Source organism: Fulvivirga ulvae (assembly GCF_021389975.1).
Classification (GTDB): domain Bacteria; phylum Bacteroidota; class Bacteroidia; order Cytophagales; family Cyclobacteriaceae; genus Fulvivirga; species Fulvivirga ulvae.
The window spans coordinates 5,940,665-5,955,859 of the sequence record NZ_CP089981.1; the positions used below are offsets into that span (position 1 = coordinate 5,940,665).

Genomic DNA, 15,195 nt, shown 5'->3' on the forward strand with positions numbered 1-15,195 from the left:
TTAAATCATTTCCTGTTCATAACAGCAAGCTTTCTGTATATCAAAGCTTTATCATCCGTACCTATCACTACATAATACACACCATTGGCCAGATTTTCAATATTGGCACTGTATAAGCCTTTATCAAACTTCATTCTTCCTTCCTGCATCGTTACACCTCTCTGATCCACAATCTTCCATGTGTATGTATCCAGAGCCTTTTCAGCAATGGCAAAATTTAATACTCTATCAGCCGGATTTGGATAGACACTTATGTTTTTTGCCTGAGAAAGAAGATCATTATCCAAACCTGTAACAGTTTCAGCCTCCTTCGGAGGTGCTGCCGTGGTGGCCGTTGCATATACTTCCCTGGTAGTCTTATTCTGCACGAATGCTATATATTCCAGCTTATCCGGATTGTAAATAGGGATGCCAATGTTCCACTCAGCCCTTAATGTTTTGGTCGTTCCAGGAACCCAGTTAAGAGCAAGACTTTCACCATTACCACCAAACAGTAGCTTCTTCAATACATTATGATAAACATTGCCGCCGTGGGATATCTCCGTTTCTACAAGTGCCAAATGAACTGTAACCTCTTCAGAAAATGTTGTAAGTGCCTCTACAGTTACATCTGCGATCAGCGTCTTTTCTTCACTTGAAAGTGTGTCTATGGAGATTTCAAAAAGCGGATCCTCCAAAGATCTCTTATCAATGTCAATTGCAGAAATCTCGAATGGATTGCCATTAAACTGATTACCTCCAAGCACTGCATTTGGTGCCTGTGAAACACCATAGTAAAGCGACCTAGCACTTGGGTCCCCGGGATTATCCTTATTAAATGGGTCGCCACCAGAATTGGCTATATGGTACTCTAATAATGTGAAATCAGAAACCCCGGTGGCTACTATCTGGTTCATTTTGATTTGCTCAAAGTGATCACTCGCCTGATTACTTATTTCCAGTTCGCTATCTGCAAAATGTTCAATCAATACTGTTCTTGTTTTGTTGCCCACAAATACATTATCAAAGGCAAAACCATTTAGATCAGTACCCTGCGGGTTGTTGGCATCACTGGCAAAAGCAATTCTTAATCTTACAAGATCTCTTTCACCCACTGGTATTTCATCCAGGCTAAACCTTGCAGATACCCATCCTCCGGTTTGCCCAGTCCACCCCTGATCTCCTTCATTAAAATTACCCGGCCTATCTCCTGGTCGACTGATAATACCCTGCGTATTATACCAGTTAATACCCTCATTTATGGCTCCTATATTTTGCCAGCTTATACCACCATCTATCGAATACTGTAATACAGCACCATCAAATCCCTCTTGAGTATCGACCCAAATATCCATAGCCAGCATAGGTCTGTTTAGGCCAGAAATATCAAAACAAGGTCCGTTGATATAAGAATCCTCCGATGGGTAATAGGAACCAGAATTACCGCCTGTCCACCATGCCTTGTTTCCAGGACTATTAATTACAGAACCATTCGGTACACTCCAAACCCAGCTGGAATCTCCTACCGCATCATCATTGGATTGTGCTACCCATCCACCTGCATCAATTTCAAAATCTTCTTCATAAGCAGTTTCCGGCAGTATGGTAATTACATTAAATGGTAAAATAAACACCCTTTTTGTAACCGCATTGACGCAGCCATCATTTGTTTCTACAGTTAAGGTAACATCATAATTACCCACATTAATATATTCATGAAACGGATCCTTATAAGTACCCGTGGTCCTTCCTCCGTGTGTTCCTGGTGGAACTGCATCATTGGATGGTCCGGTGATCACTTCACCATCTCCAAAATCCCAGGTATGATTAATTATCGTACTGATAGACCCGGCGTCTGATAAGTCACGGAACTCTGTTGCGTCACCGTTACAAATTTCAGATCTGTCAAAATTTACCATGGGAACTTCTCCAACTCTTACCACCTGCGTAGTCTGATCTGAACATCCCTGAACTGTTGTTGCTGTTAATTTAACAGTATATATTCCCGGATCTTCATAAGTATGTGTAGGATTTTGTTGATTACTGAATGTTCCATCTCCAAAGTCCCAAACCCAACTCAATAGTGAAGTTGATGAAGGTACCGAAGTATTATCAGTAAACGTAATGACATCCTCTATGCAAGAATTGGTAACAAATATGTCAGCAACAGGGCTACCAAAAATGATAACATCCTTAAATATAATGGTGGTAACATTATCAGAGTTGGTATAAGTATATTTTATATTGACCGTGTCGGACACAAGTCCAAAACCATCTGTTTGAATGTAGTATTGCCCTCCGGATTGTGTTATCAAACCTGGTGTAGTACTGGTGAAGTTAGTTGGCGACAAACCTGTAGATGCTGAAGGACTGCCAAATAACCGTACCAGACCCTGCTCTGCACAAATTTGCTGATTGCCCGTATTGTTGTCAATTGTAGCTCCATCAACAGTAAAATTGATAGTGGTCGCTGCATTGACCAAAACCTCCACAGTATCAGAATTAACACACCCTGTAATTGGATGCATATATTCATATACAATCAGGTTAGGCGTTCCGCTACCAATATTTGCGTTAGAGGGGTCAAATATATTAGTACCTGAGTTGACTCCCGGACCGGTATATGTTCCGCCTGAAGGGAACCCCTCCATCTCTACAGGAGCATCATTTTCAGCATAAACAGAATTCAAGCCTGTAAGAGCCACTTCAGGTAGTTTGTTAATAGTTACCCGGACATCATCACTCTCCTGAGTACAAGGTCCGGTGGCATCAGGATCATTAGTGGTGAGAGTAAGAATCACAAATCCTGCATTAATTTCAGCTATCGTTGGGGCATAGGTAGTAGTAAGACTATTGATATCTCCAAATGTACCAGCTCCCCCACTCCACGTTGCAGAAGCTGCTGCACCTCCTATTGTACCACTGATCGTTGCCTCTTCATCTTCACAAATTTCAAAATCGGATCCGGCAAATACCTGCGCCTTCTGATTGACCGTTATCGTTGTTTCTGCAAAATCTGCTGTACAAGGACCCGCTCCATCAGCATCATCAGTTGTTAGTCTGAAAACCAGCGGCCCATATTCGTTTGGAGAAACAATATAAGTGGCTGTTACGGTAGTTGCGGTAAGACTACTCGCACTGAGAGTACCAGTCCCTCCTGATATTAAGCTCCAGCTACCTGTAGTTGCCCCGCCACCAATTTGACCACTAAGGCTGATAGTGGCTGGCTCACAAAGAACCGTACCATTATCAGCCACGCTCACCACGGTAGGTGACTGATTATAACTCACAGTAATCTCATCATAATCGATGCATCCGTTATTATTCTCCGTCCAGCGATACACATATGTACCATAAGTATCCACCGAAACACTTGTGGCGGAATTACTGGCATCAACGAATGACGAGATACCAGGACCACTCGTTTGTGACCATAATCCATTTCCGATACTAGGCGAAGCATTAAAGACAAAGTCAAGATCACATTCGCTGCCGCCCGAACCGGCATTGGCTACCGGCTGTAAATAGAAGTTTACTTCAACATCATCACTGCTAACGCAAATGCCATTAGATTCTGTCCAACGGAATACATAATTACCATATGCACTAACCGTTACCTGAGTAGTTGGACTTGTGCTGTTTGTAAAAGTAGCTATGCCTGCCCCACTTAACATTGACCACGCGCCATTACTTCCTGATACGCTTGGCACTGCGTCTAGTAAAAATGTCTGATCGCACTCATCATAGGGTGAACCATTACCCCTGTCCGCGTCTGCCACTGTTGGCTCATAAAACCTTACAGTCACTTCATCAAAATCTGAACATACGCCATTATTTTCTGTCCATCGGTAGGTGTATGTTCCATAAGTATCTACTGAAACAGAGGTTGTTGCTAAATTGACATCCGCAAAAACTGAAATACCAGGACCACTTTGCTGAGTCCATGTGCCTGTACCACTACTGGCTACAGCAGTAAATACAAAAGCGTTACCAATATCCTTCCCACAAACATCGCCACCGCTACCTGCATCGGCCACAGGCTGCTCTGTGTAGGTGACCGTAATATCGTCTGTTGAGCTGCACACACCGTTGGTCTCCGTTAAGCGGAAGGTGTAAGTGCCATAGGTAGTGCTGGTAGCAGTCGGATTGAAGATGGTTGCATTGCTGAAGGTGATATCGGCTGCGTTGCCGGCGACTACACTCCAGCTCGCGGAACTGCCAGGGATACTTTGTACTCCCAGTAACTGGATGCTCAGGTCGCATTCCTCTGCTGTCGCAGGGCCGGCTTCGGCTACCGGCTGGTCATGGAAGTTTACGGTGACATCGGCAAAGGAGCTGCATCCTCCGTTAGTCTCAGTCCAGCGGAATACATAACTGCCATAGGTCGTCACCGTAACGGTGGCACCCTCAAGGGTAGCATCATCATAGCTCTCTCCTGCAGGACCACTTACCTTCGTCCAGATACCCGTGCCTGTAGTGCTCAGGCTGGCATTGAAGGTGAAGTCAAGGTCACATTCGCTGCCACCACTACCTGCATCGGCCACCGGCTGCTCGGTGTAGGTAACTGTAATATCGTCTGTTGAGCTGCACACACCGTTGGTCTCCGTTAAGCGGAAGGTGTAAGTACCATAAGCCGTTGATGTGGCAGTCGGGTTGAAGATGGTTGCATTGCTAAAGGTGATATCGGCTGCATTGCCGGCGACTACACTCCAGCTGGCAGTGCTACCGGGTTTGCTTTGTACTCCTGAAAGGTTGATGCTCAGGTCGCATTCCTCTGCTGTTGCAGGACCGGCTTCGGCTACCGGCTGGTCATGGAAGTTTACGGTGACATCGGCAAAGGAGCTGCATCCTCCGTTAGTCTCAGTCCAGCGGAATACATAACTGCCATAGGCCGTCACCGTAACGGTGGCACCCTCAAGGGTAGCATCATCATAGCTCTCTCCTGCAGGACCACTTACCTTCGTCCAGATACCCGTGCCTGTAGTGCTCAGGCTGGCATTGAAGGTGAAGTCAAGGTCACATTCGCTGCCACCACTACCTGCATCGGCCACCGGCTGCTCGGTGTAGGTGACCGTAATATCGTCTGTTGAGCTGCACACACCGTTGGTCTCCGTTAAGCGGAAGGTGTAAGTGCCATAGGTAGTGCTGGTAGCAGTCGGGTTGAAGATGGTTGCATTGCTGAAGGTGATATCGGCGGCATTGCCGGCGACTACACTCCAGCTCGCGGAACTGCCAGGGATACTTTGTACTCCCAGTAACTGGATGCTCAGGTCGCATTCCTCTGCTGTCGCAGGGCCGGCTTCGGCTACCGGCTGGTCATGGAAGTTTACGGTGACATCGGCAAAGGAACTGCATCCTCCATTCGTCTCAGTCCAGCGGAATACATAACTGCCATAGGTCGTCACCGTAACGGTGGCACCCTCAAGGGTAGCATCATCATAGCTCTCTCCTGCAGGACCACTTACCTTCGTCCAGATGCCCGTGCCTGGGGTGCTCAGGCTGGCATTGAAGGTGAAGTCAAGGTCACATTCGCTGCCACCGCTACCTGCATCGGCCACCGGCTGCTCGGTGTAGGTAACTGTAATATCGTCTGTTGAGCTGCACACACCGTTGGTCTCCGTTAAGCGGAAGGTATAGGTGCCATAGGTAGTGCTGGTAGCAGTCGGGTTAAAGATGGTTGCATTGCTGAAGGTGATATCGGCTGCGTTGCCGGCGATTACACTCCAGCTCGCGGAACTGCCAGGGATACTTTGTACTCCTGAAAGGTTGATGCTCAGGTCGCATTCCTCTGCTGTCGCAGGACCGGCTTCGGCTACCGGCTGGTCATGGAAGTTTACGGTAACATCGGCAAAGGAGCTGCATCCTCCATTCGTCTCAGTCCAGCGGAATACATAACTGCCATAGGTCGTCACCGTAACGGTGGCACCCTCAAGGGTAGCATCATCATAGCTCTCTCCTGCAGGACCACTTACCTTCGTCCAGATACCCGTGCCTGGGGTGCTCAGGCTGGCATTGAAGGTGAAGTCAAGGTCACATTCGCTGCCACCGCTACCTGCATCGGCCACCGGCTGCTCGGTGTAGGTGACTGTAATGTCGTCTGTTGAGCTGCACACACCGTTGGTCTCCGTTAAGCGGAAGGTGTAGGTACCGTAAGCCGTGGATGTAGCAGTCGGGTTGAAGATGGTTGCATTGCTGAAGGTGATATCGGCGGCATTGCCGGCGACTACACTCCAGCTCGCTGAACTGCCAGGGATACTTTGTACTCCTGAAAGGTTGATGCTCAGGTCGCATTCCTCTGCTGTCGCAGGACCGGCTTCGGCTACCGGCTGGTCATGGAAGTTTACGGTAACATCGGCAAAGGAGCTGCATCCTCCGTTCGTCTCAGTCCAGCGGAATACATAACTGCCATAGGCCGTCACCGTAACAGTGGCACCCTCAAGGGTAGCATCATCATAACTCTCTCCTGCAGGACCACTTACCTTCGTCCAGATACCCGTGCCTGGGGTGCTCAGGCTGGCATTGAAGGTGAAGTCAAGGTCACATTCGCTGCCACCGCTACCTGCATCGGCCACCGGCTGCTCGGTGTAGGTGACCGTAATATCGTCTGTTGAGCTGCACACACCGTTGGTCTCCGTTAAGCGGAAGGTGTAGGTACCGTAAGCCGTGGATGTAGCAGTCGGGTTGAAGATGGTTGCATTGCTGAAGGTGATATCGGCGGCATTGCCGGCGACTACACTCCAGCTGGCAGTGCTACCGGGTTTGCTTTGTACTCCCAGTAACTGGATGGAAAGGTCACATTCCTCTGCTGTTGCAGGACCGGCTTCGGCTACCGGCTGGTCATGGAAGTTTACCGTGACATCGGCAAAGGAGCTGCATCCTCCATTCGTCTCAGTCCAGCGGAATACATAACTGCCATAGGTCGTCACCGTAACGGTGGCACCCTCAAGGGTAGCATCATCATAGCTCTCTCCTGCAGGACCACTTACCTTCGTCCAGATGCCCGTGCCTGGGGTGCTCAGGCTGGCATTGAAGGTGAAGTCAAGGTCACATTCGCTGCCACCGCTACCTGCATCGGCCACCGGCTGCTCGGTGTAGGTAACTGTAATATCGTCTGTTGAGCTGCACACACCGTTGGTCTCCGTTAAGCGGAAGGTGTAGGTACCGTAAGCCGTTGATGTGGCAGTCGGGTTGAAGATGGTTGCATTGCTGAAGGTGATATCGGCGGCATTGCCGGCGACTACACTCCAGCTGGCAGTGCTACCGGGTTTGCTTTGTACTCCCAGTAACTGGATGGAAAGGTCGCATTCCTCTGCTGTCGCAGGGCCGGCTTCGGCTACCGGCTGGTCATGGAAGTTTACGGTGACATCGGCAAAGGAGCTGCATCCTCCATTCGTCTCAGTCCAGCGGAATACATAACTGCCATAGGTCGTCACCGTAACGGTGGCACCCTCAAGGGTAGCATCATCATAGCTCTCTCCTGCAGGACCACTTACCTTCGTCCAGATACCCGTGCCTGGGGTGCTCAGGCTGGCATTGAAGGTGAAGTCAAGGTCACATTCGCTGCCACCGCTACCTGCATCGGCCACCGGCTGCTCGGTGTAGGTGACCGTAATATCGTCTGTTGAGCTGCACACACCGTTGGTCTCCGTTAAGCGGAAGGTATAGGTACCGTAAGCCGTGGATGTAGCAGTCGGGTTGAAGATGGTTGCATTGCTGAAGGTGATATCGGCGGCATTGCCGGCGACTACACTCCAGCTCGCGGAACTGCCAGGGATACTTTGTACTCCCAGTAACTGGATGCTCAGGTCGCATTCCTCTGCTGTCGCAGGGCCGGCTTCGGCTACCGGCTGGTCATGGAAGTTTACGGTGACATCGGCAAAGGAGCTGCATCCTCCGTTAGTCTCAGTCCAGCGGAATACATAACTGCCATAGGTCGTCACCGTAACGGTGGCACCCTCAAGGGTAGCATCATCATAGCTCTCTCCTGCAGGACCACTTACCTTCGTCCAGATACCCGTGCCTGTAGTGCTCAGGCTGGCATTGAAGGTGAAGTCAAGGTCACATTCGCTGCCACCACTACCTGCATCGGCCACCGGCTGCTCGGTGTAGGTAACTGTAATATCGTCTGTTGAGCTGCACACACCGTTGGTCTCCGTTAAGCGGAAGGTGTAAGTGCCATAAGCCGTGGATGTAGCAGTCGGGTTGAAGATGGTTGCATTGCTGAAGGTGATATCGGCGGCATTGCCGGCGACTACACTCCAGCTCGCTGAACTGCCAGGGATACTTTGTACTCCTGAAAGGTTGATGCTCAGGTCGCATTCCTCTGCTGTCGCAGGACCGGCTTCGGCTACTGGCTGGTCATGGAAGTTTACGGTGACATCGGCAAAGGAGCTGCACCCTCCGTTAGTCTCAGTCCAGCGGAATACATAACTGCCATAGGCCGTCACCGTAACGGTGGCACCCTCAAGGGTAGCATCATCATAGCTCTCTCCTGCAGGACCACTTACCTTCGTCCAGATACCCGTGCCTGTGGTGCTCAGGCTGGCATTGAAGGTGAAGTCAAGGTCACATTCGCTGCCACCACTACCTGCATCGGCCACCGGCTGCTCGGTATAGGTAACTGTAATATCGTCTGTTGAGCTGCACACACCGTTGGTCTCCGTTAAGCGGAAGGTGTAGGTACCGTAAGCCGTGGATGTAGCAGTCGGGTTGAAGATGGTTGCATTGCTGAAGGTGATATCGGCGGCATTGCCGGCGACTACACTCCAGCTCGCGGAACTGCCAGGGATACTTTGTACTCCCAGTAACTGGATGCTCAGGTCGCATTCCTCTGCTGTCGCAGGGCCGGCTTCGGCTACCGGCTGGTCATGGAAGTTTACGGTGACATCGGCAAAGGAGCTGCATCCTCCGTTAGTCTCAGTCCAGCGGAATACATAACTGCCATAGGTCGTCACCGTAACGGTGGCACCCTCAAGGGTAGCATCATCATAGCTCTCTCCTGCAGGACCACTTACCTTCGTCCAGATACCCGTGCCTGTAGTGCTCAGGCTGGCATTGAAGGTGAAGTCAAGGTCACATTCGCTGCCACCACTACCTGCATCGGCCACCGGCTGCTCGGTGTAGGTGACCGTAATATCGTCTGTTGAGCTGCACACACCGTTGGTCTCCGTTAAGCGGAAGGTGTAAGTACCATAAGCCGTTGATGTGGCAGTCGGGTTGAAGATGGTTGCATTGCTGAAGGTGATATCGGCGGCATTGCCGGCGACTACACTCCAGCTCGCGGAACTGCCAGGGATACTTTGTACTCCCAGTAACTGGATGCTCAGGTCGCATTCCTCTGCTGTCGCAGGGCCGGCTTCGGCTACCGGCTGGTCATGGAAGTTTACGGTGACATCGGCAAAGGAACTGCATCCTCCATTCGTCTCAGTCCAGCGGAATACATAACTGCCATAGGTCGTCACCGTAACGGTGGCACCCTCAAGGGTAGCATCATCATAGCTCTCTCCTGCAGGACCACTTACCTTCGTCCAGATGCCCGTGCCTGGGGTGCTCAGGCTGGCATTGAAGGTGAAGTCAAGGTCACATTCGCTGCCACCGCTACCTGCATCGGCCACCGGCTGCTCGGTATAGGTAACTGTAATATCGTCTGTTGAGCTGCACACACCGTTGGTCTCCGTTAAGCGGAAGGTGTAGGTACCGTAAGCCGTGGATGTAGCAGTCGGGTTGAAGATGGTTGCATTGCTGAAGGTGATATCGGCTGCATTGCCGGCGACTACACTCCAGCTCGCGGAACTGCCAGGGATACTTTGTACTCCTGAAAGGTTGATGCTCAGGTCGCATTCCTCTGCTGTCGCAGGACCGGCTTCGGCTACCGGCTGGTCATGGAAGTTTACGGTAACATCGGCAAAGGAGCTGCATCCTCCATTCGTCTCAGTCCAGCGGAATACATAACTGCCATAGGTCGTCACCGTAACGGTGGCACCCTCAAGGGTAGCATCATCATAGCTCTCTCCTGCAGGACCACTTACCTTCGTCCAGATGCCCGTGCCTGGGGTGCTCAGGCTGGCATTGAAGGTGAAGTCAAGGTCACATTCGCTGCCACCGCTACCTGCATCGGCCACCGGCTGCTCGGTATAGGTAACTGTAATATCGTCTGTTGAGCTGCACACACCGTTGGTCTCCGTTAAGCGGAAGGTGTAGGTACCGTAAGCCGTGGATGTAGCAGTCGGGTTGAAGATGGTTGCATTGCTGAAGGTGATATCGGCTGCGTTGCCGGCGATTACACTCCAGCTCGCGGAACTGCCAGGGATACTTTGTACTCCTGAAAGGTTGATGCTCAGGTCGCATTCCTCTGCTGTCGCAGGACCGGCTTCGGCTACCGGCTGGTCATGGAAGTTTACGGTAACATCGGCAAAGGAGCTGCATCCTCCATTCGTCTCAGTCCAGCGGAATACATAACTGCCATAGGTCGTCACCGTAACGGTGGCACCCTCAAGGGTAGCATCATCATAGCTCTCTCCTGCAGGACCACTTACCTTCGTCCAGATGCCCGTGCCTGGGGTGCTCAGGCTGGCATTGAAGGTGAAGTCAAGGTCACATTCGCTGCCACCGCTACCTGCATCGGCCACAGGCTGCTCGGTATAGGTAACTGTAATATCGTCTGTTGAGCTGCACACACCGTTGGTCTCCGTTAAGCGGAAGGTGTAGGTACCGTAAGCCGTGGATGTAGCAGTCGGGTTGAAGATGGTTGCATTGCTGAAGGTGATATCGGCGGCATTGCCGGCGACTACACTCCAGCTCGCTGAACTGCCAGGGATACTTTGTACTCCCAGTAACTGGATGCTCAGGTCGCATTCCTCTGCTGTCGCAGGACCGGCTTCGGCTACCGGCTGGTCATGGAAGTTTACGGTGACATCGGCAAAGGAGCTGCATCCTCCATTCGTCTCAGTCCAGCGGAATACATAACTGCCATAGGTCGTCACCGTAACGGTGGCACCCTCAAGGGTGGCATCATCATAACTCTCTCCTGCAGGACCACTTACCTTCGTCCAGATGCCCGTGCCAGTGGTGCTCAGGCTGGCATTGAAGGTGAAGTCAAGGTCACATTCGCTGCCGCCGCTACCTGCATCGGCCACAGGCTGCTCGGTGTAGGTAACTGTAATATCGTCTGTTGAGCTGCACACACCGTTGGTCTCCGTTAAGCGGAAGGTGTAAGTGCCATAAGCCGTGGATGTAGCAGTCGGGTTGAAGATGGTTGCATTGCTGAAGGTGATATCGGCTGCATTGCCGGCGACTACACTCCAACTCGCTGAACTGCCAGGGATACTTTGTACTCCTGAAAGGTTGATGCTCAGGTCGCATTCCTCTGCTGTCGCAGGACCGGCTTCGGCTACCGGCTGGTCATGGAAGTTTACGGTGACATCGGCAAAGGAGCTGCATCCTCCATTCGTCTCAGTCCAGCGGAATACATAACTGCCATAGGTCGTCACCGTAACGGTGGCACCCTCAAGGGTGGCATCATCATAACTCTCTCCTGCAGGACCACTTACCTTCGTCCAGATGCCCGTGCCAGTGGTGCTCAGGCTGGCATTGAAGGTGAAGTCAAGGTCACATTCGCTGCCGCCGCTACCTGCATCGGCCACAGGCTGCTCGGTGTAGGTGACCGTAATATCGTCTGTTGAGCTGCACACACCGTTGGTCTCCGTTAAGCGGAAGGTGTAAGTGCCATAGGTAGTGCTGGTAGCAGTCGGGTTAAAGATGGTTGCATTGCTGAAGGTGATATCGGCTGCATTGCCGGCGACTACACTCCAGCTCGCTGAACTGCCAGGGATACTTTGTACTCCTGAAAGGTTGATGCTCAGGTCGCATTCCTCTGCTGTCGCAGGACCGGCTTCGGCTACCGGCTGGTCATGGAAGTTTACGGTAACATCGGCAAAGGAGCTGCATCCTCCATTCGTCTCAGTCCAGCGGAATACATAACTGCCATAGGTCGTCACCGTAACGGTGGCACCCTCAAGGGTAGCATCATCATAGCTCTCTCCTGCAGGACCACTTACCTTCGTCCAGATGCCCGTGCCTGGGGTGTTCAGGCTGGCATTGAAGGTGAAGTCAAGGTCACATTCGCTGCCACCGCTACCTGCATCGGCCACAGGCTGCTCGGTATAGGTAACTGTAATATCGTCTGTTGAGCTGCACACACCGTTGGTCTCCGTTAAGCGGAAGCTGTAAGTGCCATAAGCCGTAGATGTGGCAGTCGGATTGAAGATAGTAGCATTGCTGAAGGTGATATCGGCTGCATTGCCGGCGACTATACTCCAACTCGCTGAACTGCCAGGGATACTTTGTACTCCTGAAAGGTTGATGCTCAGGTCACATTCCTCTGCTGTTGCAGGGCCGGCTTCGGCTAATGTCGGTTCGTAATACGTTACTGTAATTTCATCAAAGTCAGTACAACCATTATTCACTTCGGTCCACCGGTAAACATAGCTGCCATACGTGTCTGCGGTTACCGTTGTGGTTGCTACATTGGCATCCCCAAAACTGCTGATACCTGGACCGCTTTGCTGGATCCATGTTCCTGTTCCTACGCTCGAAACGCCTGTAAAAATGAACGGGTTACCTCCATCTTTACCACATACACTGCCGCCACTGCCTGCATCGGCCACAGGCTGATCGGTGTAGGTAACTGTAATATCGTCTGTTGAGCTGCACGCACCGTTGGTCTCCGTTAAGCGAAAGGTGTAAGTGCCATAAGTAGTGCTGTTTGCAGTCGGATTAAAGATGGTTGCATTGCTGAAGGTGATATCGGCTGCATTGCCGGCGACTACACTCCAGCTCGCTGAACTGCCAGGGATACTTTGTACTCCTGAAAGGTTGATGCTCAGGTCGCATTCCTCTGCTGTCGCAGGACCGGCTTCGGCTAATGTCGGTTCGTAATACGTTACTGTAATTTCATCAAAGTCAGTACAACCATTATTCACTTCGGTCCACCGGTAAACATAGCTGCCATACGTGTCTGCAGTTACCGTTGTGGTTGCTACATTGGCATCTCCAAAACTGCTGATACCTGGACCGCTTTGCTGGGTCCATGTTCCTGTTCCTACGCTCGAAACGCCTGTAAAAGTGAACGGGTTACCTCCATCTTTACCACATACGCTGCCGCCAATGCCTGCATCGGCCACAGGCTGCTCGGTGTAGGTGACCGTAATATCGTCTGTTGAGCTGCACACACCGTTGGTCTCCGTTAAGCGGAAGGTGTAAGTGCCATAAGCCGTGGATGTAGCAGTCGGGTTAAAGATGGTTGCATTGCTGAAGGTGATATCGGCTGCATTGCCGGCGACTACACTCCAGCTCGCTGAACTGCCAGGGATACTTTGTACTCCTGAAAGGTTGATGCTCAGGTCGCATTCCTCTGCTGTTGCAGGACCGGCTTCGGCTAATGTCGGTTCGTAATACGTTACTGTAATTTCATCAAAGTCAGTACAACCATTATTCACTTCGGTCCACCGGTAAACATAGCTGCCATACGTGTCTGCGGTTACCGTTGTGGTTGCTACATTGGCATCTCCAAAACTGCTGATACCTGGACCGCTTTGCTGGGTCCATGTTCCTGTTCCTACGCTCGAAACGCCTGTAAAAGTGAACGGGTTACCTCCATCTTTACCACATACGCTGCCGCCAATGCCTGCACCGGCCACAGGCTGCTCGGTGTAGGTGACCGTAATATCGTCTGTTGAGCTGCACACACCGTTGGTCTCCGTTAAGCGGAAGGTGTAAGTGCCATAAGCCGTGGATGTGGCAGTCGGGTTGAAGATGGTTGCATTGCTGAAGGTGATATCGGCTGCATTGCCGGCGACTACACTCCAGCTCGCTGAACTGCCAGGGATACTTTGTACTCCTGAAAGGTTGATGCTCAGGTCGCATTCCTCTGCTGTTGCAGGACCGGCTTCGGCTAATGTCGGTTCGTAATACGTTACTGTAATTTCATCAAAGTCAGTACAACCATTATTCACTTCGGTCCACCGGTAAACATAGCTGCCATACGTGTCTGCGGTTACCGTTGTGGTTGCTACATTGGCATCCCCAAAACTGCTGATACCTGGACCGCTTTGCTGGGTCCATGTTCCTGTTCCTACGCTCGAAACGCCTGTAAAAGTGAACGGGTTACCTCCATCTTTACCACATACACTGCCGCCACTGCCTGCATCGGCCACAGGCTGCTCATAAACAGTAACCATCTGTGAGTCAGTACATGGTATAAAGGAAACAAAATCATTTGTTGCAGTCCAAAATTCATCATTACGACCTGGCACTGTATACCCAATTGTTCCGGTTGCGTTCTCAACACCTTGTAAACTGGTTTCAGTGGGAAGAGAAGCATTATTCTCAGTAGTATGGATTTCAATAATGTTGGTAGTTTCAAACAGTTTTAATTGTGTAGTTACAATATCGCCTGTACCAAACCTCTCCAGATTTTCATAGTATAGAATAAATACTCTGTTTGGAGCAGAGCCTTCAACTCTATATTTTATTCTGTCAGTTGTGCTATTTGATGGGTCAAGGTTTGTCCGTAATATGGCAATCATATTATTGGGATCGGATGCAGCAGCTATAGAAGTACGCCAATAGCTATTTTCTACATATGATGTAAAAACCACGTTACCGTTTGATGATGCGTAGAGTTGTGTATAGTCATTACCAAAAAACCTGAAGGTAAACCCTAAATTTACGGCAACCGATAATTCGTCATCATCGTTCTGTAAATCACCTGCTGCCCCATTTGGAACTTTTGTCCAGCCAACCAGCGACAAAAACGGATCAAACGTTCCTGATGTATTGACCGTATAAACGTCATAATTTACATAATCTATGGTATGGGCCCCCGGCCCGGCTAAAGCAGGGTCAAAAGTATTTCCTACAATTCCAGGCCCCGAAAAGGTACCTCCGGATGTTGTTTCCAAAAGTGTAACGGCAGCATCACTGTCACAATAAGTGGCATTTAATCCGGAGAAGCCGCACTGGGCATGCAGATAATTACCACTCAACAGAAATGCAATCAAGAAAGAAGCTAATACAAAAAAACCACGCAGATGATAACGCTGGCCCAATTCTGAGGCAAAAGCTTTTGATTGGTTTTTTAGCATGAGGCTTTTGTTGAAACTCGTAATATAATACTTTTTAATCTCAAAAAACATCATTAAGTAACCTTTACTTAAT

The 15,195-nt window shown here is 50.4% G+C and carries 1 protein-coding gene; it reads right to left on the minus strand.

Annotated elements, in window-relative coordinates; translation table 11 throughout:
* Positions 1-5 precede the first annotated feature (5 nt).
* On the minus strand, positions 6-15,122 hold the full coding sequence (locus LVD17_RS24925) for a PKD domain-containing protein (RefSeq protein WP_233762482.1): 15,117 nt from the start codon (positions 15,120-15,122) through the stop codon (positions 6-8).
* Between the last annotated feature and the right edge of the window lie 73 nt (positions 15,123-15,195).